27 protein-coding genes are annotated in these 23,618 nt (G+C 29.8%); 6 read left to right on the forward strand and 21 right to left on the reverse strand.

The features are described from left to right. Positions 1–3 precede the first annotated feature (3 nt). The 10 genes from CLFE_RS15405 to CLFE_RS15450 all read right to left on the reverse strand — a co-directional run bounded on the left by CLFE_RS15405 (position 4) and on the right by CLFE_RS15450 (position 10,904). Complete coding sequence (locus CLFE_RS15405) at positions 4–801, reverse strand: hypothetical protein (RefSeq protein WP_077892763.1); 798 nt, start codon at positions 799–801, stop codon at positions 4–6. Between the two features lie 137 nt (positions 802–938). Further along, the gene (locus CLFE_RS15410; RefSeq protein WP_077892762.1) at positions 939–1,355 is read right to left on the reverse strand and encodes a PH domain-containing protein; all 417 of its coding nucleotides are present in this window, start codon (positions 1,353–1,355) and stop codon (positions 939–941) included. A gap of 105 nt (positions 1,356–1,460) precedes the next feature. Then, positions 1,461–1,946 carry a hypothetical protein gene (locus CLFE_RS15415; RefSeq protein ID WP_077892761.1) on the reverse strand — a complete coding sequence of 162 codons (486 nt, stop codon included), beginning with the start codon at positions 1,944–1,946 and terminating at the stop codon, positions 1,461–1,463. A gap of 81 nt (positions 1,947–2,027) precedes the next feature. Further along, the gene (locus tag CLFE_RS15420) at positions 2,028–3,554 is read right to left on the reverse strand and encodes a sialate O-acetylesterase (protein WP_077892760.1); all 1,527 of its coding nucleotides are present in this window, start codon (positions 3,552–3,554) and stop codon (positions 2,028–2,030) included. 15 nt (positions 3,555–3,569) lie between these two features. Next, positions 3,570–4,448, reverse strand: coding sequence for an ROK family protein (locus CLFE_RS15425; protein ID WP_077892759.1), 879 nt, complete (start codon positions 4,446–4,448; stop codon positions 3,570–3,572). A gap of 70 nt (positions 4,449–4,518) precedes the next feature. Continuing rightward, on the reverse strand, positions 4,519–5,907 hold the full coding sequence (locus CLFE_RS15430) for a glycoside hydrolase family 1 protein (RefSeq protein WP_077892758.1): 1,389 nt from the start codon (positions 5,905–5,907) through the stop codon (positions 4,519–4,521). Between the two features lie 31 nt (positions 5,908–5,938). After that, a complete protein-coding gene (locus CLFE_RS15435) occupies positions 5,939–6,247 on the reverse strand; it encodes a PTS lactose/cellobiose transporter subunit IIA (RefSeq protein ID WP_077892757.1) in 309 nt (102 codons plus the stop codon). Between the two features lie 14 nt (positions 6,248–6,261). Continuing rightward, positions 6,262–7,632, reverse strand: a complete 1,371-nt coding sequence (locus tag CLFE_RS15440; protein ID WP_077892756.1) for a PTS sugar transporter subunit IIC — start codon at positions 7,630–7,632, stop codon at positions 6,262–6,264. A 19-nt stretch (positions 7,633–7,651) separates the two neighbouring features. Further along, a complete protein-coding gene (locus CLFE_RS15445; RefSeq protein ID WP_077892755.1) occupies positions 7,652–7,948 on the reverse strand; it encodes a PTS sugar transporter subunit IIB in 297 nt (98 codons plus the stop codon). Positions 7,949–8,144: 196 nt separating this feature from the next. After that, positions 8,145–10,904 (reverse strand): sigma-54-dependent transcriptional regulator, encoded by a 2,760-nt coding sequence (locus tag CLFE_RS15450; RefSeq protein ID WP_169850893.1) that lies wholly within the window; start codon positions 10,902–10,904, stop codon positions 8,145–8,147. Between the two features lie 244 nt (positions 10,905–11,148). On the opposite strand from CLFE_RS15450, the gene CLFE_RS15455 reads away from it, so the two are divergent. Both CLFE_RS15455 and CLFE_RS15460 read left to right on the forward strand, forming a co-directional pair. Next, on the forward strand, positions 11,149–11,442 hold the full coding sequence (locus tag CLFE_RS15455) for a hypothetical protein (RefSeq protein ID WP_077833808.1): 294 nt from the start codon (positions 11,149–11,151) through the stop codon (positions 11,440–11,442). A gap of 162 nt (positions 11,443–11,604) precedes the next feature. Then, positions 11,605–12,810, forward strand: coding sequence for an IS256 family transposase (locus CLFE_RS15460; RefSeq protein WP_250944770.1), 1,206 nt, complete (start codon positions 11,605–11,607; stop codon positions 12,808–12,810). A gap of 219 nt (positions 12,811–13,029) precedes the next feature. Here CLFE_RS15460 and CLFE_RS15465 read toward each other — a convergent pair whose 3' ends face one another. From CLFE_RS15465 to CLFE_RS15480, 4 genes are read right to left on the reverse strand one after another with little or no spacing between them, the layout of a single operon-like run. Next, entirely contained in the window at positions 13,030–13,401 is a 372-nt protein-coding gene (locus CLFE_RS15465; RefSeq protein WP_242950847.1) for a protease inhibitor I42 family protein, read from the reverse strand. Between the two features lie 48 nt (positions 13,402–13,449). Continuing rightward, the gene (locus CLFE_RS15470) at positions 13,450–14,247 is read right to left on the reverse strand and encodes a multinuclear nonheme iron-dependent oxidase (protein ID WP_077833809.1); all 798 of its coding nucleotides are present in this window, start codon (positions 14,245–14,247) and stop codon (positions 13,450–13,452) included. A gap of 34 nt (positions 14,248–14,281) precedes the next feature. Further along, complete coding sequence (locus CLFE_RS15475; RefSeq protein WP_077894897.1) at positions 14,282–14,602, reverse strand: protease inhibitor I42 family protein; 321 nt, start codon at positions 14,600–14,602, stop codon at positions 14,282–14,284. Positions 14,603–14,616: 14 nt separating this feature from the next. Continuing rightward, positions 14,617–15,039, reverse strand: a complete 423-nt coding sequence (locus CLFE_RS15480; protein ID WP_077894898.1) for a GNAT family N-acetyltransferase — start codon at positions 15,037–15,039, stop codon at positions 14,617–14,619. Positions 15,040–15,506: 467 nt separating this feature from the next. Between CLFE_RS15480 and CLFE_RS15485 the strand changes: the two genes are divergently transcribed. Next, complete coding sequence (locus tag CLFE_RS15485) at positions 15,507–17,228, forward strand: methyl-accepting chemotaxis protein (protein ID WP_077894899.1); 1,722 nt, start codon at positions 15,507–15,509, stop codon at positions 17,226–17,228. 98 nt (positions 17,229–17,326) lie between these two features. Here the strand turns inward: CLFE_RS15485 and CLFE_RS15490 are convergent, their stop codons facing one another. Together CLFE_RS15490 and CLFE_RS15495 are read right to left on the reverse strand one after the other, a co-directional pair. Continuing rightward, the gene (locus CLFE_RS15490; RefSeq protein ID WP_077833813.1) at positions 17,327–17,566 is read right to left on the reverse strand and encodes a zinc ribbon domain-containing protein; all 240 of its coding nucleotides are present in this window, start codon (positions 17,564–17,566) and stop codon (positions 17,327–17,329) included. Between the two features lie 135 nt (positions 17,567–17,701). Next, positions 17,702–18,289, reverse strand: a complete 588-nt coding sequence (locus tag CLFE_RS15495; RefSeq protein WP_077833814.1) for a TetR/AcrR family transcriptional regulator — start codon at positions 18,287–18,289, stop codon at positions 17,702–17,704. 184 nt (positions 18,290–18,473) lie between these two features. Between CLFE_RS15495 and def the strand changes: the two genes are divergently transcribed. After that, positions 18,474–18,932 (forward strand): peptide deformylase, encoded by a 459-nt coding sequence (def, locus tag CLFE_RS15500; protein ID WP_077894900.1) that lies wholly within the window; start codon positions 18,474–18,476, stop codon positions 18,930–18,932. A 28-nt stretch (positions 18,933–18,960) separates the two neighbouring features. Here def and CLFE_RS15505 read toward each other — a convergent pair whose 3' ends face one another. Beyond that, positions 18,961–19,299, reverse strand: coding sequence for a TfoX/Sxy family protein (locus CLFE_RS15505; RefSeq protein WP_077853343.1), 339 nt, complete (start codon positions 19,297–19,299; stop codon positions 18,961–18,963). 27 nt (positions 19,300–19,326) lie between these two features. Further along, complete coding sequence (locus tag CLFE_RS15510; RefSeq protein ID WP_077894901.1) at positions 19,327–20,265, reverse strand: DMT family transporter; 939 nt, start codon at positions 20,263–20,265, stop codon at positions 19,327–19,329. Between the two features lie 151 nt (positions 20,266–20,416). Here CLFE_RS15510 and CLFE_RS15515 point away from each other — a divergent pair, with 151 nt between their 5' ends. Beyond that, positions 20,417–20,950, forward strand: coding sequence for a GNAT family N-acetyltransferase (locus CLFE_RS15515; protein WP_242951704.1), 534 nt, complete (start codon positions 20,417–20,419; stop codon positions 20,948–20,950). Positions 20,951–21,038: 88 nt separating this feature from the next. After that, a complete protein-coding gene (locus CLFE_RS15520) occupies positions 21,039–21,593 on the forward strand; it encodes a helix-turn-helix domain-containing protein (RefSeq protein WP_077833818.1) in 555 nt (184 codons plus the stop codon). Positions 21,594–21,634: 41 nt separating this feature from the next. Here CLFE_RS15520 and CLFE_RS15525 read toward each other — a convergent pair whose 3' ends face one another. The 3 genes from CLFE_RS15525 to CLFE_RS15535 form a co-directional block, all read right to left on the reverse strand. Further along, complete coding sequence (locus tag CLFE_RS15525; RefSeq protein ID WP_077894902.1) at positions 21,635–22,471, reverse strand: CPBP family intramembrane glutamic endopeptidase; 837 nt, start codon at positions 22,469–22,471, stop codon at positions 21,635–21,637. 170 nt (positions 22,472–22,641) lie between these two features. Continuing rightward, complete coding sequence (locus tag CLFE_RS15530; RefSeq protein ID WP_077894903.1) at positions 22,642–23,160, reverse strand: GNAT family N-acetyltransferase; 519 nt, start codon at positions 23,158–23,160, stop codon at positions 22,642–22,644. After that, positions 23,153–23,617 carry a hypothetical protein gene (locus CLFE_RS15535; protein WP_077894904.1) on the reverse strand — a complete coding sequence of 155 codons (465 nt, stop codon included), beginning with the start codon at positions 23,615–23,617 and terminating at the stop codon, positions 23,153–23,155. The genes CLFE_RS15530 and CLFE_RS15535 overlap by 8 nt, the downstream gene beginning before the upstream one ends. Position 23,618 lies beyond the last annotated feature (1 nt).

The raw sequence follows: 23,618 nt of genomic DNA on the forward strand, positions 1-23,618 counted from the left end.
TAGCTATCTTATGTATTGCATGCGTTTTAAAATCTCTGAGGTATCAAATTTATCACTTGAAGTTAATCCAAATGACCCAATTACATATTTTTCTGTTGTATCCTTATTTTCATATCCCCACTTGGAATCCATTACTCGTCTACTTTCTCTATTAGAAATATACTCTGGACTTACCTTATTATAATTATTAGACTTTACAAGGTAGAATCCAGCATCAACATATACCTTTGAATCTTCCTTTTTAAGATCATCCACTAATCTTTGCATTAAACTATTTATCTTTTCAGCCATAACATTTTTGTTAAAGTTATCATCACATTTAACAATAGCTCTTATTTCTAGTCTCTTATTTATACTATCATTTTTAATAAATCTATCGTAATCACTTTTATCTGTATACTTATCAAATTCTTGAAAGCTTAACCCTGCAACATGGACTGCAAATTTAACATCTGGAAAGTCTTTACTTAAATCGTCTTTTATTTTTTGATCATACAAGGGTTCTACTAATCTACAAAAATAGTCATCATCATAAGTAATCTCTGTAGATGTTCCTAGTTTAATTCTTTCAACTGTAAAAGCTTTATTTTTGTTATTTACAGCATGTGCTACCATTTTTGCACGCTCAACATCTTTTCCATTGTCGCTATTTTGATATCCATCAATTACAAATTCTGTTCCATATTTTTTCTTTAAATAACTCAAAGCTTTATCATCTTTAGCCGCTGTTCTATTACATCCGCTTAATACTGCTATAATCAGTACTGCTAATAATCCGCTTAATATTCTTCTTTTTTTCATTTATTTTCCTCCTAGTTTTTAATTCTGTAGGATATGGTAGCATATTTTCTATCACTTTTCCATGTTTTTTTGTGTATTTTGTATTTAATTAAAAATGTTTTCTATAAAAAAAGAAAGTCAAATGCTTCAACTTTCTTCTACTTTCCAAATTTATCAATTAAAATTTTACATATATTTTTTAAATTTTCTCCTTGCTTCTTTATTCCTCTAACTCGTCCATAAATACTGAATTTCACTTTCGAAGCATCATCAAATTTAATTGTTACCTTCTTTCCTAATCCAACAATCCAAGTGGATATTTTCACTTCTTTTATATGTTTATATTCAATAGTTTTCGATTCTTTAAGCTTACCTGCCATACTCATTTTAGTCATTATTAATTTATTATTAGTAAAAGTTAGAATATAATATTTCATACCCAATATAGCAAAGTCTCCAAATAAAATCTTTTTTCCTAGACTTGCGAATACAATTCCATAACAATAATATACTTCCAAATCATTTTCATCTAATAGTTCTGCAATAGTTTCTTCGATAATTTTATCGTTAATCATAATGTTAATTTCTCTCCATTCATTTAAAGTTGTATTTTATATATTACCATGGAATAAAAAAAAATCCTATATGAATTCAATATATTCATATAGGATTAGTTTATTTTACATAAAATCTCTATGAGTAATTTCTCCTTTAGGTGAATTGACTTTTATGTCAAATTTACCACTTGCATTTTCTCCAACTATTCTTATTATGTACTTCCCTTTTTCATCTGTTTTAAAACTAATTTCGGATTCTTTATTTTTCTCTTCGATTTTACCTATAATTTTATAATTAGGATCAAGTACTACTATGCAAAACTTTCCCTTTGTAACTTTTGTGTTATCATGTAAAGTTACCTTATCTTTACTTTTAGCATTAATCTCTATCAATGACCATTTACCATCAAATCCACCAAAATTAAAGCTTTCACTTTTACCGGTCTTTTTGTAGTTGGTATTGTATACAAAGCTCGTTTTGTTATCAGATTTTGTTGATAAGTACCCATTTGTAAATTGGCTTCCAATAATATTTTCACTTAAATATATTCCTACTGCCACTACTATTACTATTACTCCAAATACAATCGCTTTACTATTTATTCTCATTATACCCTCCAAATTATATAAAATTTCAATCTTATATTTTACGAGGCTTATTATAACACCAATTACATAAAAAGTAAAAACCTAGTATTCTCTATCTGTTCTAAAAGGACCTGCTGGTAGTCCTGCTTTATTGTATAGATTCACTTCATCATAATTTCTCCAACCGTATCTCACTGCCTTAGGACACTTTATATCATTATTATAAACCACAACTTTATCATCCTCTATATAGGCTGAAGCTTTAACAAATTCCATCTCCCCACATATTTCAAAACCTTTTAAAGCTTCTCCATCTTTTACTGTAAGCTCTCCTTTTTTTACAAAATCAAAATTTATGATCACTTTATCTTCCTTTATTTCAAAGGATTTATAAATTGGAGAATGTGCTGCAATATCTTTTTTGTAAAGCTTATTAATCACAAGAAGTGCTAATCTTTCTCCTACAGGCTTCTTTTTTGTGGGATGTATATTAAACTCTTCTCCACAATCAAGCGCTACTACCATATCTACATTATCTACTTTTCGCATAACAGAAAGCTGCTCATCTCTCAATATTGCCCAACTATTCTCCATTTTGCCTTTCTTATCATCATTATAATAAGGGAGTTGTACAAATATAAACTCAAGCTTATCATCCTCAAAGTCTTCTCTAAAATTTTCTATAAGCCTTCTAAAAAGCTTACCATATAAAGTGCAATTTTGAGTATCCTCTTCTCCTTGATACCAAAGGACAGCATTTATATTATATGGAATTACTTTTTTTAACATGGTATTATAAAGCCCTGATGGCCTTAGATAAGATTTTTTTCCAAATGGAGGTGGCCAAGGAGTATGTCCAACTGATTTTTTAACTTCACTGATAGATTTCTGAGGATTATCTTTTTTATATTTTTCTATCTTTTTATTATAGGCTTCTAATGTGTTTATATATTCATTATTTTTTCTATCCTCCTCCTCCTCTGTCAAGCCTTCTACCGCTTTTAAATACTCTTCTAAATATACTTTTTTGATCTCCTTATCATAACTTAAATATTTTTCACTCATCCAACAGGAAGCTGAAGTTCCCCCCTTGTTACAATTTATTATTCCTATAGGAATTTTTACTTCATTATAAAGTCTTTTAGCAAAATAATGTGCTACAGCTGAGAAATCTTTTGATGTTTCTTTTGAACATACCTGCCAAGCACCATCCTTAAAATCAGGAATTCTCCTACTTTTATCTTCATACTCTATTTGAGGTACATTATAATATCTTATGTTTTCATTGTAAGCCTTCTCTATTTCTTCTCTTCCGTCTTCATCATCCTTCAATCTATATTCCATATTAGATTGTCCCGCTGCAATGAACACATCACCAACTACTATATTATTTAACCTTATTTCCCTATTGTTACTTATAACTATCATATGCAAAGCTTCTCCACACTTTAATGGGTCCAGTTTTATTAAAAACTTACCATTTTGGGCCACTGTGCTTTTTATTTGATTTCCAATTTCAATTTCAACCCTACTGCCACTTTGGGCTTCCCCCCATATATTTAACGAACAATCTCTTTGAAGTACCATGTTATCTGTAAACATACTATTTAATCTAAATTTTTCTTGCATAAATAATACTCCTTTCTATGAATTCAGAAAATTATAAACTGCACCAATAATATTGGCATCATTTCCAAATTCACACTTTTTTACTGTTGGTTTTATTTTTGCAATTTCAACTTTTTTAAGTATGTCATCCACATTTTTATCTATATTATCTATAAAATCTTCTCTTTCACTTATAGCCCCACCTATAACCACCATTTCGGCGTCATAAGCGTATTGAAGATTATATATGGCAGTAGCTATATTGTAATACATTTCTTCAATGTGCTTTTTAGCCACTTCATCGCCATTTTCCATAAGCTTAAAGGCTTTTTCCCCATTAAACTCATCTAAAGGTATACCTTTTTCTTTTGCAATTTTCTTTGCAACTTCAACAGTTGAAGCAGCCTTACTTAGCGTCTCACAACTCTTTGAAAAAATCATATATCCAAACTCTCCACCATGAAGATTTGCTCCTTTATGTATTTTTTTATCCTTGACTACTGCACCTCCAATACCTGATCCACATATTATGAAAAGAACATCCCTTAAACCTTTTGCCGCTCCCTTCCATACCTCTCCTAGCGCTGCACAATTGGCATCATTTTCTATAGTTACAGGCAAGTTAAGTGCTTCACTTATTTTTTTCTTTATGTTAAAGCCATGTATGCAAGGCACTGCACTGTATCCACCTATCACTCCTGTTTCACTATTAACTGAACCCGGCATACTCATTGCTATACCCTCTATATGGTATTTTCCCCCATATCCACCCTTTACTTCTTTTAGTTTATTTATAAGTTCCTCTATATCTTCCTTTGGTGTTTTAAATTTACCCTTTTCTAAAATCTCCCCATTATTATCTACAATAGCATATTTTACACTTGTTCCTCCCACATCAAAGGCAAGTAAATTCATAAATATCATCTCCCTAATTTTATTAATATAAAAGATTGGTTACAAATAATTACACCAATCTTTTAACTTATCAAAAACCTCTATTTTCAGTTAACTTCTTAAACCAGTAACCAGATTTCTTTATAGTTTTTATTTGAGTCTTTAAATCAAGTGCTATAAATCCATATCTGTTTTTGTAGGCATTACTCCATGACCAACAATCTATTGGGGTCCAAAGGTGATATCCAAAACAATTAGAACCTTCCTTTATTCCTTTATTTAAAAACTTAAGGTGTTCCTTTATAAAATTTATTCTGTAATCATCTTCAATTACTCCCTCTTCATTTTTAAACTTCTCTTCTCCCTCTACTCCTATTCCATTTTCAGAAATATACCAAGGTATGTTATTATAATTATCCCTTATATTAATAGCTATATCATAAATAGCCTTTGGATATATCTCCCAACCTCTATGTTTATTTATTCTTCTACCAGGCATAATATAATTATCAAAATATTTTTCTGGTATCCAAGTAGGCATATCATATAATTTTTCTTTTTCTTTAACTCTTCTAGGTTGATAATAATTAATTCCTAAATAATCTACTGTATTTTCTTTAATTATTTCAAGCTCCTTTTCTGATGAATCCCATAGAACCTTATCCTTATCTAAAACTTCCACAAGTTCTTTGGGAAAGCTTCCCTTCACTGCTGTATCCAAAAACATTCTATTATAAAACATATCTGCAAAATCAGCTGCTTTCTTATCCTCCATACTATTACTTCTAGGATAAGAAGGTGTTAAATTCAAAACAATTCCTATTTTTCCACCTTCCTTATGGTATCCTCTCTTCTTAAAAGCATTTATAGCTTTTGCAGAAGCTAAATTAAGATTGTAAGCTACTTGAACAGCTTTTTTACCATCTACAAGCTTTGGATAGTGAAATCTCCATAAATATTCACCTTCAACTACAACTATAGGTTCATTAAAGGTTATCCAATGTTTTACTCTATCTGAAAAAAGCTCAAAACATTTTGAAGCAAACCCCTCATATAAATCCACAACATGTTTTGATTCCCATCCACCATACTTTTTATAAAGCTCTATTGGCAAATCAAAATGATGTAAGTTTATAAATGGTTCCATTTCAAGTTTTATACATTCATCGATAACACTATTATAAAACTTAACTGCTTCAGGGTAAACCTCAAAAGTTTCGAAATCCTTAATAAGTCTAGTCCACTGAATCGAAGTTCTAAAGGAATTAAAACCTATACTTTTCATCATTGCTAAATCTTTCTTATAACTATTGTAAAAATTCGAAGCAACATTAGGTCCAACTCTATCAAAGAAAGCTTCTGGTTCTATATCATACCAGTAATCGAATACACTGTCATGATGCTTTTCAAACCTACCTTCAGCTTGAGGTCCAGAGGTAGCTGCTCCCCATAAAAAATCTTTTTTAAATTCACACTTCAATTTACAAAACCTCTACTTTCATAACAAATTATTATTTTCTTTCGTACATCCTTATAAATCTTTCTGTAAGCTCTATTACAGTACTAGCGGACATAAAGTGATCCTGTGCATGTATTAAAAGTATGGTTTTTTCTATAACTTCACCATTTACTTCTTTATTTAAAAGCGTGGTTTGTATATCGTGGGCTTTATGAAGCTCCTCTTTAGCCTCTTTAAATTTTTCTTTTGCTTCTTTTATTTTTCCATCTTCCGCAAGTATTATTGACTGAATAGCAATCGATTTGGCATTTCCTGCTATATATATAAGTTCCATTGCTCTTTCAGCATCTTTTTCATTCATACTAGAGTCCTCCTTTATTTCGCTTCTTTATTCTTCTCTTTCCTTAATTCCATTGCATCTGCAATTTTTACAAAAGGCAAATATATTAATGTAGCTATAACTAGATTTATAAGCTGCACTAAAGCTCCTTTAAAGGTACCTGTAAACAAAATTCCTGATATAAGTGGAGGTACTGTCCAAGGAACATTATTGGTTACAACAGGTATAAAACCTATTTTAGTAAAGAATACAGCTATATAAAAGCAAAGTGGTTGTACTACTACAAATGGTACGAAGTATATGGGATTTAATATTATAGGAAGTCCAAAGGTTATCGGTTCACTTATGTTAAATATAGCCGGTGCTAGGGCTATTTTACTAACCTGTTTATTTTGCTTTAATTTAGAGAATAAAAGTAAGGCTAGAACAGGTGCTAAAGCAAAAGTTCCAGAGGCAATAGTGGAAAAGTTCATAAATAAAGTAGAATACATATGATGTGCTGTTCCCATCATATTTTCAGTATCTGCAATACCCCAAGTCACTCCAAATATAGGTCCCCATATAGAAGTCGGATGAATTCCAAACCACTGAAATAGTGGCCAGGTTATTTGAGAAACTAGTGCAAAGGCTGCTGTACTTGATATTGCCATAGCTGGCTGTTGAAGTACTTTTAACAATAGCTCAGGCATAGAAAGTCCTGAAAACTTATTGCTTAAAGTAGTAAGTATTATAAATATAGATAATGTTATTAAACCCGGTACTAAAGATTCAAAACTTCTAGCAACTGCTGGTGGTACTGAATCAGGCATTTTTATAGATATATCCTTTTGCAAAAGCTTATTGTATATATATACAGCAGAGCCTGCTATAAGAAGTCCTGCAAACATTCCCTGTGGTCCTAAAAAATTAGGGTTTATAATTCCACTTAAAGGAACATTTTTTTTATTTATTATGGCAGTATAATTCCAAGGTAAACATATAAAATAAGCTGATATTGCATATAACACTGATACTATATGCTCCCTATTTTTAGGAAAGAACTTCTTAGAAATTACATATGCAAATACAACTACTATAAGCAGCGTATTTATTGACATTGCGCCTTGTACAAAAAATGAAAATAATGATTGTACATACTTTAAATTATTCATAAATCCGGAAGCTTGCCACGCCTTATCGCTTCCATACATTATTTTACCTAAATTTAATCCTGAACTTCCAAATATAATTCCATTGGGATCTAGAAATACACTATTAATCATTGTAGCAAAACCAGCTATCATAATTACTGATCCTACAAGAACAAAAGAATCCCTAAATGCCAAAAGCAACTTATTGCCAGCTATTTTTCCTACTATCATGGTGAATTTTTTTTGAAATTTATCGAAATTGTAACCTCTTTCCATATCATTTCACCCCTAATATCTATAACTCGTTTTCGAGTTTTTCAATTATCTTGTTGCCATTCATTGACCCAAATTCAGCCATAGTAAGTAATATTACCCTTTTATTTGGGTATTTCTCCTTAACTTGATCATATGCCCATGAAATTTGAGGTCCAATCATTATAATATCTACATCCTCCTCAACTTCGTCTATCATGGCAAAATCAAAGGCCTCGATAACATTATCTGTTATTCCCTTCTCCTCATAAGCTTTTTGCATTTTTTTAGCTAATAAACTAGTTGAAAACCCCCCACTGCAAAATAATGAAATTTTCATAATAACTTCCCCTTTCGTAATATAAGTTTCACACTATTTTATAGAGCAATTCTCATGCCAACTTAATAAAGCTTAGTTTATCTAGGTTCTTTTACGTAGATTTTGTACACAACTAAAATTTAATTGTACACATCTATCTTTTTTTGTACACATGGCTTTTTTATTTTTACAGATATACTTTTTTGTACACTTCCTCTTACAATGTGAATCCATTTATTAAGATAATAATATATATAGCCTGTCCTAATGAAAATTTCACTTTAAAGGCCTCTTCTATAAGAACCATTTCTTCACTTATTATTTTTATTTCATCCTTATATTTTTCAATAAGCTTATCTGAATTTTTGTTTTCTTTTAGTTCTTCTCCCATCTTAAGCTTTTCTATACCGCAAGCTATATGAAATGCCAACCCTATCTTCTTATCACCCTCTAAAGTTATATTAAGTCTTCTTTCAATATTTTTTATAAATATTAAAATTAAGCTCTCATATCTATTAAAATCATATGCCGTTATGTCTTCCTTTAAATTATCAAGCATAGAAATAACCACTTCATCTGACACATCAACCTTTTTATTGTTAGCAGTAACACTGTTTACAAGTAGCTGTATCTTATTATATTTATTATCCCTAAACAGTTCACTTACAGAAATATAAGGAATTCCATATATCTCAGGATTAACAGTTCCTACTATACAAAGAATATTTTTTTCTTCTGCTATTTTGTTAATCTTAAAATTCATGTCCTCCTTATTTACTATTGCCATAGGAAAAACTTCTATATTTTTATTCTCAAAATTTATATTATCCTCAATCATTTTTCTTAGCTTTATGGCACTTCCCTCTCCTGTCATACACATAGTTATTATCACGTTATTCATGTTCATTTCAGTAGTATTAAAGGATTTTCTCTCATAATATATACTGTACCCTATTTTATCAACCACCTCATCAAAAATAACATCTATATTACTTTCAAGCACAGCTTTCCTTGAACACTCTAGTCCTATAACTGTAGTAGCCATATCTATAACTTTTATCTTAATCCCCGTTTCCTCACTTATCATTTCTCCGAACATACCTAAAGATCCCATATCCACAAGAAGAAGTATTCCACTTCCTTGGTCTATATCCAAAATTAGCTCTTTAAGCTCATAATAAGCAGTATCTGTAGACTTACTTAAGGGCATATCATAAGCATATGTATTATTTTCTCCTACTAGTTTATTAACAACATCTGCCATAGAAGATGCTGTACTAACACCATGCATAGCTATTAAAACCACAGGATTGTTTTCTTTCTTATCCTGACTTATTATGTCACTTAATATGAACATTGCTAAAAATCCTACTTCATCTAAAGGAAGCTTTATTCCTTTTTCCTTTTCAAGCATAGTTGCAAATCTCATACTTACTGCATACTCATCCGGATGATTTTCTATTATTTCTTTAAGTTTATAATTTATTATTCTCTTACCGTGTCGTATCCTTTCAAAAGATGAGGAAAGATGCATACTTAATCCATAAAATACCTTCTGCGAGAACAGTCTGTTAAGTTCTTTTGTTGCATAATCTAAAAAGTTTTCTACTAAAGAAATAACACCTTTGTCTACAACCTTAGATAATTCTTCTCTATTTATAGTACTGTCTATTTTATATATGTATCTTTTAAAATAGTTATCTACATCTATACTCATTAGCATCTGTATATCTTTTTCGCTTATTCCCCTCTTTTTTAATTCCGCAATCCTTTTTTCTATTTCTTCGTAAAAGCTGCTTGTAACACCATATTCGCCCTTTTCTACTAGTTTTTCCACTCCTCTTGGTGTATACACATATCTTATATTTTCATTAATTAAATTATCTATGTTTTCTTTATGTTTTTTATAGTTTAATATTCCACGTTTAACATATTGATTAAAATCTGATATATCCACCTGTATTTTCTTACTTCCTTTTGATACACATCTTAAAAAGGCGTTTGCACAGCCTAATTGTATATCATTTTTAAGTTGTCCAATATTTCCCACGCAATTATAGAGCAGCAGCGATTTAATTATTTCTGGTGTTACTGATATTTCCTTATTAATTCTTGTAGATTCAACTTTGAAAAACTCCCCTATTAATTCAAATCTTTCTGTAAGCGTTCTCTCTTTTAAGTAAGGCAGTGTTATTATCATAGGAATTCTTCTTAAAAGCGTAGGCAAAAGAAAATCTTCAACACTTTCTGTAGTTGCACATATTATGAGTAAATTTACTTTCTCACTTTTTTTAACCTCTCCTAAAGGCTTAAATTCACCTTTATCTATTATATAAAAAAGCATCTCCTGACCCTCTGGCGGAAGCCTATGTACTTCATCTAAAAATAATATTCCAAAATTGGCTTCCTTAACAATACCACTTTTATCCTCATTAGCTCCTGTAAAAGCCCCTTTCTTATAACCAAAAAGCTGTGACATTAAAAGCTGAGTATTATTGGCAAAATCAGCGCAGTTAAAAGATATAAAAGGAGCGTCATAATTTAAAATTCCATCTTCCACTGCAAATTTATACATACACTCTGCAAACATAGTTTTTCCAACCCCTGTACCTCCTAAAAGAAGAGTATGAAGCCCACTAGGTGGGTAAAGCATAGCTGCTTTTGCTTGCTGTACACATTTTTTAAGACTTTTATCACTTCCTATAAGTCCCTTGAAATTAAGCAATAAACTTCCTTTTTGTTTTTTGATAACGTTATCATCGCTCTTAACAATATAAATTACAGGTTTGTGCTTAAGTTTTATTACCTTATCATTTTTGTACATACTATTTAATAGTGAACTTACATATGTCCTTTGCATATTTAAAGCTTTGGATATGTATTCTGTGGTACATCCTAATGCTTTTCCCTCACGTTTTTGCCTTTCACAATTTTCCTTTAGAAAAGCAAAAACTATATTTTCTCTATTATCTTTCATAATACCATCTCCCCAAAATATGTTCGTACACATTTTAACACAGATTGTAAACCTTTTAAACAAAATAGAAATACACTAAAACTTAGTATACATTTTAAATTAGTGCCGAAAATTGATATTTAAATGTGTACGTAACATATATGATAGTCTATAAATTATGTTATAATAAGCATTATAAAAAACTTCAATTAATAAACAATAATAACTCATATTATGATTTTAAGGATAGTAAGGTGATTATTTAATGAAAAAGGAAAAGATAAAGATAGAAAAGCAGGTAGAAATTTTATTAAATGAGTTTAAAGAAATGTATGAACCTAAAAACAAAATTATTGATGAAATTATATTGAAGGGACAAAATGAATTGATGAAAGGTCAAATTCCTCAGGTTATTTTACAACATATAGTCAGTGCAATTTATAGAGTAGTTTTTATTGAAAAAGTCACAGTTGGAAATAAAGCAGGTGAAATATTAAAAAAGATGGACAAACTTTCAAGATCAAATGGTTATTTTTTAAATTTCTTTTATCGCCTGTAAACCCATTATTCTTGACTTTCAAAATTAAATATTTATTTCATTTTTATTGAGCATGTGAAGAAAAGTCTGTAAATAAAAATAATAAGGCTTTCTATGGTAAAATAAAATCATAGGAGGCCTTTTATTATGGCAAGAAAAAAAGATATTTATAAGGTAAAACCAATGAATGAAGGAAAAAGAAATATTATATCAGCTCTTATAGACGAATATGATATTCAGTCAGCTGAGGATATTCAGGAAGCTTTAAAAGATCTATTAGGTGGAACTATTCAATCTATGCTTGAAGGTGAAATGGACGAGCATTTAGGTTATGAACCATATGAACGAGCCGAAACTACAAACTCAAGAAATGGGAAAAAACAAAAAAGGATTCGAAGCAAATATGGTGAGATGAATATAGATGTACCACAGGATAGAGAAAGTTCTTTTGAACCTAAAATAGTACAAAAACACCAGAAAGATATTTCTGGTATAGAAGAAAAAATTATTTCTATGTATGCTAAAGGATTAAGTACCAGACAAATTTCAGAACAAATTGAAGATATATATGGGTTTGAAGTTAGTGAAGGAATGGTTTCAAATATAACCAATAAACTTCTTCCTGAAATAGAAGCATGGCAACATAGACCTTTATCTACAGTATATCCAATTGTTTTCATTGATGCAGTTCATTTTTCCGTAAGGGAAAATAACGTTATACGTAAGCTTGCAGCTTACATTATTCTTGGTATAAATAATGAAGGCAGAAAGGAAGTACTTTCTATAAATATTGGAGAAAATGAAAGCAGTAAATATTGGCTTAGTGCTCTCAATGAATTAAAAAATAGGGGTGTTCAAGATATCCTTATCCTTTGTGCAGACGGTCTTACAGGGATAAAGGAATCTATATCAGTAGCTTTTCCAAATACTGAATATCAACGTTGTATAGTTCATCAAGTAAGAAATACATTAAAGTATGTTGCTGATAAAGATAAAAAAGAATTTGCAAAAGATTTAAAAACTATATATCATGCACCTTCTGAGGAAATTGCATATAAGCAATTAGAAGAAATCACTGAAAAATGGGAAAAACATTATCCTAACTCAATGAAAAGCTGGAAATCAAATTGGGATGCTATTAGCCCTATTTTTAAGTTCTCTGCTGATGTAAGAAAAGTTATTTATACTACAAATGCAATCGAAAGTCTCAACAGCACATACCGTAGATTAAATAGACAAAGAACTGTATTTCCAAGCGATACATCACTTTTAAAAGCTTTATACCTTGCTACTTTTGAAGCTACAAAAAAATGGCGTTTGCCACTAAGAAATTGGGGTAAAGTGTACGGTGAATTATCCATTATGTATGAAGGACGACTTACTGAATAAAAAGCTTAATATGCCAAAAACGCCTGTTTTTAAAGGCGTTCTTGACATACATATTTTTAGAATGTATATTTAAAACAAGATAGAAAGTCACTTTTGACAATCTTGTCTTTTAAAACTTACCATAGAAAGTTATTTTACAGAAAGAATTTTACACTCTCTTTTTATTTAACCTTCGTATTAAAAAAAGCTGCACTAAAACTTGATGCAGCTTCTCTAACTTTACCTTACCTCTATAGCATATCTTGCTGTGGCTGCCACTTGATTGCCTCTGCCATAATTTAATACTATAGTGTCTCTTCCCATTTTAACTGCTTTTATTACCCATATGTCTCTTCCAGGTGTTCCTGGTATAAGTGGTGCTGGTGGCAAATAAAAATGCCTATCAACTGTATAAATTCCTTTGTTATTAGGTATTAATCTCCATGAATATCCTGTTGATGCAGTATTACTTTCTAAAATAATCCATCCCTTTTGTCCTACCTTTAATACATTTAGTCTATTTGGCACAAGCAGTACTTCATTATATTGTGCTCTTTCATTACGCATTTTCTCAATATACGGACAAACCATGTTTCTTCTCCATTTTTTCATATAACTTTCTATATTATTATATTAAAAATCCTAATTTATGTGATTCCATTATATATATTGCCCCACTACATCCTTTATTCTCTTCAATTGAATTTTTAAGGACTCTCTAATATAATCTTCAGTTTCACCCTTTATTCCTGCATATTCTAACGTTACAATTTTAGGTGTTGCAAATTTCAAAACCCATTCAAGCATTTCATAATCTATTTTTTCCATAGATTGATGAGTATCCATGGGAAATCCATTTTTATCATAGCCTGAACCGTTAACATGAATTTCACGTACACGGTTAAGTGGAAGTTCTTTCAAGTATTCTTTAATATCTATCCCATGATACTCTGCCGCTATTTTCGCATGGCTTATATCAAGCAAAAAATCCACATCATTTTCCAAAAATAATCTAGTAAGCTTCTCTGGTTGAAAATATGGATAACAATTAAATATAGTATGTTCTGTAGGGCAGTCTGGAACATTTTCTAATAAAAGTGGAACATTTATATTAGTTTTAAAAATTTGAATCTGCTTACACATATGCTTATGTATATCTTCTTCATTCATGCCCTCAAGCATATCTGATTTTTTTATCTCAATGTGTATACCAAAATGCGGAGACTGGCACTTATCAAAAAGCTTATTAGCGCGCTTAAAATCTATAACATAACTATCCTTCATTCCTGTACGCTCGAAATTTCCAAGACCATGAACTAGAATTGGCTTAAAAGAGCGCATGATAGAATACTCCTCATCAAAATCTCCATAAGCTCCTGCTTTTATATAATCTACTTCTATCTCTTCTTTTTCTAAAAGAAATTTTAAGTGTTTTGAAAAATTACATCCAATAAGCATATTGCATCTCCTTTAAGTATCTTTTCACTATGGCTTACTCTACTACAATTGAATAAGCAACATTTTTTATAGGTTTTTTATCAAAGCTCCTAGCATAATTTAAACTTACTACAGTCTCTCCCTTATCAGTTGCCTTTAAAATCCATATTGCTTTACCTTTAGTTCCTACCGACTCTGTTCTCGAAGGTAAAAAGAAACTTTCTTGAACCCTGTATATACCTGAATCCTCAAAATTAAGATTCCAATTATAACCTGTTGAGGGATTTTCATCCAATATAATCCAAACTTCTTCCCCAAGCTTAATTTTGTTAATACCAGTAGTTATAAGCAGTATTCCATAATCCTTACTATTCATCGCTCTTCCCCCATCTAATAATACAGTTTACGAAAGCCTTTAACACCGTCTTTAAATCCAAGTCTTTCATAGAATTTATGTGCTCCCTCTCTAAAATCCGAGGATACAAGAATTGCATAAGCACAATTTTTTTCTTTTGCGAACTCGTCCATCTTCTCCATTAACTTCCTTCCTACTCCTTTTCCTCTAATCTTCTCTTTTACTATTACAGCTTCAATTACCAAGAAAGATTCTAATAAGCTCTTACAACGTATCCCCAGCATTGAACCTAAAATTTCATTTTCTTCCTTGGCTACAAGTAAAATATAGTTTTCATTTGCTGTTATTTCTTTATATACTCCAGCTGATTTTTCATATTCAATTTCAAAAGGCATAAGTTCTTTATACAATTCTAAGAGTTCCATAATATCCTGAAACTTTAATTTCTCTATAATCAAAATATAACATCCCCTTTGTATTATCTTATTTATTATTAATACATACATTATACTTCAATTGAACCTTTTTACAATAAAATGCCTCAAATTATAATATAAATTTCATTATTGATTTAATTCTTTATCGCAGTAATTGCCTTATATATATTTCATACTCAAAATTACATTTTTCCTAAATTATATAGAGAATTTATATGTAGTAGAAGTTTTCATTCTTATTAGTTTCTAAAGATAAGCTCTCTTGGAAGCTTATATACAAATAGCCTCCATTAATTATATATTATTACTTAGATTATATATTATTACTCCATTTCCATTATTGTATAGTAAAGCGTAGTTTAAAAATATCGATACATTAACGTAGCTAAAAATCATGTTGTATATTGTAAAATAAGTCCAAAGCAACTTGATTTTCGGTAGTCAATAGGTTTAATTACAACAAATAATATACTAGGAGGTAATAAATTTTGATACAATTGTTTAAAAATTTAAAGGTAATTCATAAATTAATTTTGTGTTTTGGGATGATAATTATAGTTATCATAATAAATGCAATCATGAGTTATCAAAAGATGACGGAGGTTAACGCTAATCTAAATACTATATATTCTAAAAGCTTGACGAAATTGTCAATGATACAAGATATCAGAGCTCATATGGCTGATTTAACTTCTGGATCTCTTATTTTAGTTAATCCTGATAAAAAAGCAGTTGTTGATAAAACCATTTCAGATATGAATGGTTTAATAGAAAAAGATAATGACCTTACCCAAAAATATGAAGTGCTAATTAATGATGAAAAAGATAGAGCTATATTTACTCAATATTCAGCAAATCTTAATGATTACAATAATGCAAAAGATAAATTTTTTGAAACAGCAAAAAACGGAGATTACAATGCTATTAAAAATCAATTTGCTATTTTTGATGGGTATAGAGCTAAAATAAATGATTTACTTGATGAAGAAATAGCATATAATCAAAAAATCGCAAACTTAAAATATGAAGATAGCCAAATAAAATATAAGAAAGCCACTCTAATTACAGTGATACTTGCCATAGTTGCTATTGGTTTAAGTATTATATTTTCATACTTACTAATAAAAAATATCGATGATGCATTAAAGAGAATTAAGCAATTTGCTGGAAGAATTGCAAAATTCGATTTTTCAAACAATATAAACATATTAGGTAAAGATGAATTTGGAGAAACATCAGTATCACTAAATGAAGCACAAAGTAATGTAGTTAATTTGTTAAAAAACATAAGTGATAGTTCAGATGAATTGAAGTCAGATAGTGAAGATTTATCTTTAACATCAAATGAACTTATGTCAAAAATGGAGGACATGAATACTGCCTGCAAGACTATCAAGATAGCTATAGAAGAAAATAGTGCTGCTTCAGAAGAAATAACTGCATCTATTGAAGAGATAAATTCGGCAGTAAACGAATTAGCTCAAAGGGCATTAACTGCAAGAAATGTAGCAAGTAAAGCCAAAAGTAATGCTGAAAATGTTCAAGAAAAAGGAAAAATTGCAGCAAATACTACAGAAAATTTATATAAAGAAAAAAAGGAAGCGATACTTAAAGCTATTGAGGAGGGCAAAATAGTTAATAAAATAAAAGATATGGCTTCCGCTATTGAAAGTATAGCAGATCAAACAAATTTACTTGCACTAAATGCAGCTATTGAGGCAGCAAGAGCAGGAGAAAACGGTAAAGGTTTTGCAGTTGTAGCAAATGAGGTAAGAGAGTTAGCAGAACAATCAAAAACAGCGGTAAATGATATTAATGAAAATATATGGAAAATCGATAAAGCTTTTGATAACATTTCTTCAGGTAGTAATGATATTTTAGTATTTATGAATGAAAAAGTAATACCAGAATTCAATGGCTTTGTTGAAGGTGGACATCAATACTATATGGATGCAGATTACATTAATAAGTTATCTGAAGAACTAGCTTCAACCTTGGGAGAATTCTCAGCAACCATAGGTCAAATAAGTGAAGCAACTCAAAATGTAGCACTTAATGAACAAAAATCTTCTGAAAAAGTTGAAGTTGTAGATAATATTGTTAAAGACACTACAGGAATGGCAGTTACCGTATCTAACACATCACAAAATCAGGAAGGATTAGCTCAAGGATTACATGGGCTAGTTGGTAAATTTAAAATAGATATATAACTTTAAGGGATGTTGCCTAGTATATAATTTTTACATTCTCTCACTTCACATTAATGATGGGAACTTATTAAACAAGTTCCCATCATTAATATCATATTTTAAATATTATTCCATGCAGGAAGCTTAGACATCGTATCCTTAGCAATATTTTCAGCTGCTTTAATATCAAAACCTTGAGTTTTAACTATAAATTCGGTCATGCTTTTAAGTTTTTCATCATAGGACTGCATTGTTCCGTCTTCTCTAGCACAATATTTACAGTAATCCTTCTTTTCATCCCTCTCTGCAAAATCCTCTTTTTTACTCATTGGCATACCACAAGCTATACATCTTTTCATAATTTTTCTCCTTTCACTGACTAATTACTCATTGACTATATACTCATTATATTTTATATACTTCTTAATGTCAATAATATTTTATATAACAAAAAAGTCCTCTGCAATTAAGCTGAGAACTTTTTTAACAGTAACCTATTTCTTTATAAGCTCTATAAAATTATTTATTAATTCCTCTTTATGTGTATCTATAACAGATTTTCCAGGAGAAAAAAGTTCTCTATTTACTATATAGTAATTAACAAGACCTATCCAACTGTTAAAAATAAAACTTAGTGGAAGTTTTTTTATACTTTCTGCCTCTACTTCTATTTCTAACGCTTCACTTAAATGCTTTGAAAGTGCTGATTGTATGGATATAAATGTACTTTTTTCTTCTTTTTCAAGAAAATTAATCTCAAGTATAAGTCTACCATAAAATTCTTCAAATTCCTTTATTCCTTCAAGATGAGCACTTAAAACCTCTTTTACTGTATATGCTTTTTTTGAGGCAAGATGTGTATTCATAACTATCTTTGTACAAAACACCTCAATAACTTCCTTTACTAACTCCCCTTGAGTTTTAAAATGAGCAAAAATTGTACCATGAGATACACCTGCCGCCTTTGCAATATCTGAAGTTGTTGTTTTTATGATTCCTTTATTTTTAAATTCTTCATAAGCAGAATATATTATTTTTTTTCTTGTTTCCCTTTTCTGAATTTGTCTCTGAGATTCCTTCATTTTACCGTCTCCATCCTATGTATTCCTATACTACATATCAATTTATGCTCATTATATTTTATAGAATTATATATGTCAACAATTTGATTTTAACCACACAAATAGCTTGACACAAAAAAATCCACATGTTATATTTTGGATGTACATTTAGTACAATAAAAACTTTTTTTAGAGGTGTTATTTAATGGCATTAAGACAAATTAGGCTTTCTGACGACGATATATTAAGAAAAAAAAGCAGAACTGTTGAAGTAGTGGATGCTAAAATAAAACAAATTTTAGATGACATGGTAGATACACTTAAAAATACAGAAAACGGTGCTGCCATAGCTGCTCCACAAGTGGGAATACTAAAAAGACTAGTAGTAATAAATCCTGGTAACGGTGAAGATATAATAAAATTAGTTAATCCTAAAATAATTCAAAAAGAAGGCGAACAAGAAGTTATAGAAGGTTGTTTAAGCATTCCCAATGTATTCGGTAAACTTAAAAGGCCTTCTAAAGTTGTGGTTAAAGCTTTAGATGAAAATGGAAAGCCCATTACACTTACAGGTATCGGTTTTTTAGCAAAATGCTTTTGTCATGAAATTGATCATTTGGACGGAATTTTATTTACAGACTTTGTTACTGAATATCTAAAATAAACAGAAAAACATAAGGAAATCTAAAAAATTAGACCTCTTTATGTTTTTTCTTCTTTACCTTCTTAACTTGAAATGGAAGTTCTTCATAGGTTTCGTATACAAGCTTTGCTAAGTACTCTCTATCTTCTAAGTTTTCAATTAAAAAAGAAGGTCTTGCTCCATTATAAGCTGGTGCTTCTACAACTTCTTTTAGCAATTCTCTTCCAACCTTTGTTACCTTTAAAAAGAACTGATTATCACATACTAACCCTATTATTTTTCCGTTACAGTAAACTCCATAATCTCCAAACATTTTTCTATAAGTTATTTTGCCTGCACCACTTATTTGTTCGCTAACATATTCCATAAATTCTTCACTTGAAGCCATTATTTTTTCCTCCTCTAGTAATTCTTTTTATATCTCCATTATACTATTCAAAATCATCCCTGCAACTACTAAAAGAATTCCTAAAGCTGCTAATATCATAGGTGCTTTATCATGAAATATTAAAACTCCACCTAAAAGTGTAAATATAACCTCTCCTGATTGTGTTGACTCTATAACCGCAAGCTTTCGTGTATTATTTTTCACTATATCCGTTGCCTTAAAAAATAAAATAGTAGCAATAATTCCTGAAAATACTGCAACTATAAAAGCTTCAATCAGTTGACTTTCACCTGGCATACCCACAGATAGAACTCCAGAAAACAATATAATTATCCAAAAGGGCATACTACAAAGCGTCATTCCAAAAACTCTTTGAAAGGTATTAAGATCACTTCCACAAAGCTCCATCATCTTTCTATTGCCAAGTGGATAAGAAATTGCTCCTACAATAACAGCTGATATTCCTAAAAATGTTTTTACATTTAATATATCTCCTTTTGCTTGTTCAAATTGCATTAAAAATATACCTATTAAAATTATTGAAGACATTAAGAGTGCTTTTTTAGGCAGCATATTTCTAACTTTAATACTGCCTTTATCAGTTTCTACAGTTTTAAAAAATAAAGGCGACATAAGTGCTCCACAAATTATGGTTATCTGCCAGGTTCCTGCAATTAACCATGAACTTCCATAAGCTGCTGCAAAGCTAAGTGGAGCATAAAAAAATCCAAAGCCTACCGTACTCCACACCACCCATTTTAAAGGACTTTTTATTATACTTTTTACTACATCTAATACATCTCTTTTTATTATAAGTATAATGAACAATAAAGGAAGGGTTAAAATATATCTTAAAGAAGAACTAAAAAGCCAGCTGCCGCCAGATACATTCATTTGTTTGTTTAAGATAAAAGTAAATGCAAAAAAGAAGGATGCTGCTATTCCAAGTATAAGTGCCCTTATCATTTTGCGCCCCCTTTTGTATACTATATTATATATTATACGTTATATTGTACAATATAAAATTTACAAATGCAATAAATTATTATAAGATACTAAGGTATAAGTATTGATTTATTTTTAATGCTTACTTAAGAATTCAAAGGAGTTTAATGATATGAGTAATCAAATTATAAAGCTTAAATTGCTTGAGAAACAAGATCTACAAAAAATTATTAACTGGAATGTTGATAAATCTGCTGATGATCTAATGCAGTGGGCAGGTCCTAAATTTAACTATCCTTTAACACTTAAGCAACTTGAAAATTATTTTTTAAGTGAAGTATTCATAGAAAAAGTTTTTGTTTATAAAATACTACTTGCTAGTACTGACGAAATGATTGGCACAATTGAAATTAGAGAAATAGATGAAACTAATAAGATAGGCAAAATATGTAGATTTCTAATAGGTGAAAAAAATAATAGAGGCAACCATATAGGTACCGCCGCATTAAACGAAATATTAAAAATCGGTTTTAAAGATATGAATTTTAAAAAAATAACCCTTGGTGTATTTGATTTTAATTATTCTGCTATTAGATGTTATGAAAAAGTAGGCTTTGTTAAGGAAAGTTTATCAAAAAATATACGGAAAGTATCAAATGCTTATTGGAATTTATATGAAATGAGTATTTTAAAACCTGAATCCTAGTTAGTATTAACATATTATTCAAAGAAAAGAGGTGAATTTTAGCTGGAGTTTTGTACTTATTATACCTACCCTAGCTAAATATTAGACAATGCAGGATTTAAATTTGATTATAGGAAACAAGTTAAAAGCTATAAGAACTACTAGAAATTTAAGCTTAGATGAAGTATCAAAGCTTACTGGTGTTAGCAAAGGAATGCTTGGTCAAATAGAAAGGGGGCAATCAAATCCAACAGTTTCTACCCTTTGGAAAATTGCCACTGGTTTAAAGGTATCCTTTTCACTATTTACTTACGAAAATCAAGAGGAACTTAAAATCATATGTCAAAATAATATTGCTCCAATACTGGAAAACAATGACAAAATGAAATTATATCCAATATTCCCCTTCAATGCAAATAACGGCTTTGAAATATTTACAATAGAGCTAGAGCCGTCTTGTAATCATATGTCTCCTCCACATAACAAAGGTGTTGAAGAATACATAATAGTTACAGATGGAGAAATTGAAGTTTCTATAGCTGAGAAAAGTTTCACTTTAAAAAAAGGAAATTCTATAAAGTTTATGGCTGATAAGCCCCATACCTATAGAAATCTAACTAGCACAAAATCTACTTTTCAAAATATCATACTTTATTTTAAATAGAAAAAGAGAAGCTTAAAAACTTCCCCTTTTCTAAAATGTCATTATTCTTCACTTAAAACTTTAATCTTATAGCATTTCCTTAAATTTAAGATTAAAAATACTAAGTACATAATAAAAAATATAATTCCTACTATTAAAGTTGCTGTACTAACAAGTGAATCACTTGAAGTAGTTGCATTCGAACTACTCTTTGCTCTCTCAATAAAAAAAGTAATGCAATTATTAAGGGCATGTAAACATATGGCTGGTACTAATGATTTATATTTATAAGTTAAAATAGCTAAGGCCATACCTAAAAAGAATATTATAAAATTAATTGTAAAATGTAATAGAAAAAATATAAGGGAAGACAATAAAATACCTATTATTATGCCAAATTTACTATATAATCTCCTAAAAAGTATTCCCCTAAATATAAATTCTTCCACTATAGGCGCAGCGACAACTGTACCTAAGAATGATATAACAACAAAAATATTATTGCTTAATATTGTTGGCTGTTCTTCTACATTAGATTGTACACTACTTAGTAAATTTGGAGTTAATTTAGAAACCATAAAATATAGTATTAAAATAGCTCCTAAAGCCCCAATATAAGTTATTATCCATGTCAATGGTACCTCAAGTACAAAACTTTTCTTTGGAAATTTTCCTAAGAATGACTTCATACTTATATTTTTCTTCCTTACAAATACTAAAGCCATAACAAACCAGGCTAAGGTTACAATTAAACTATATACTTCAGCATAATCATTACTGAAACCTAATCTTAAAGCTGCTTCAATAAAAACTAAAGCTATACTACTAATTATTGTTACGGCTGTCATAGCTATAAATAGATATCTAGTTTTTATATTTTTAAAAAGATTAAAATCCAAGCCAATTCCTCCTAAAATTTTTCTTATGTATAATTTTCAAACCTTGCTATATGTATTTCTAAAATTAAAGCATTTTCTATTTTAGCATTACTTCTTTCTTTTTCAAAATACTTTCTACATAAATTGCATCCATTACTCTAGTTACTAGGCTCGACATACTAACTAGTTTTTTATTTAATCCATTCCCTTTTTAGCATAGAGTATATAAGTTGGTCATATCTGTTTTCATCAATAAAATAATGTTCTCTAAGCCTTCCATCTAGCTTAAATCCACTTTTCTCCAAAAGCTTTATTGAGGGATAGTTATTTGAAGCTGTTGTTGCATAAATTTTATTTAAGTTTAATTTATCATCCTCAAATACTGTTTCAATAAAACTCTTTAACATAAAACTGCCAAGACCTTTGCATCTATTTGGGGAGGGAATATAATATCCTACCTCTGCACTTTTATTTCTAGTGTTAAAATCGAATAAGGTTATTTTACCTAAAACCATATCTTCTTCTACCAGAATATGGACCATTTGCTTTTTCGTTGAAATCAAATCTATTATTCTGTTTCTATAGTCCTCAAAAGTTTTATGCTCATTTAGTGGTCTACAAGTATAATATTCATAATGCTTTTCATTTATATTCCAATTAAATAGTATTTCTATATCCTCTACTTTTAGTAATCTAAGCTTTTTAATCATAGAAACTTCCTTTCTCCCCTTTTCCAAGTATTTCATAAGAATTTTTATCCGCATAGAAAATAACGGGAAATTCTGTACTACCTAAATGTGATTGAAATTTAACCACATAAACTTCTCTATTACTTAAATCTTCCTTGTTGGAAAAAATCGTAACCGGCTTATCCCTATTAAATTTCTCTTCTGTCACCTCAGAATTTTTCCAATTCTTAATTTCTCCATCTTCGTATGTAACCTTTTCATATGCTTTAAGTCTTGCAATATCTATAGCTGTAGTGGGCTTATAATTTTCAATGTCTTGCCTTTTTCTTTTTTCTAAGATTTTTTTTGTTTCCTTTGGTGATAATATTTTCAAGGTAAAATTTTTGCTTTCAGGTTCAATCTTCTGTTTTTTGCCAATAACTGTAACCGCAATAATAGTTATAAAAACAATACCTATAAAAATAATCTTTTTTCTCACA

It is taken from the genome of Clostridium felsineum DSM 794, from assembly GCF_002006355.2.
In the GTDB taxonomy this organism is placed as follows: domain Bacteria; phylum Bacillota; class Clostridia; order Clostridiales; family Clostridiaceae; genus Clostridium_S; species Clostridium_S felsineum.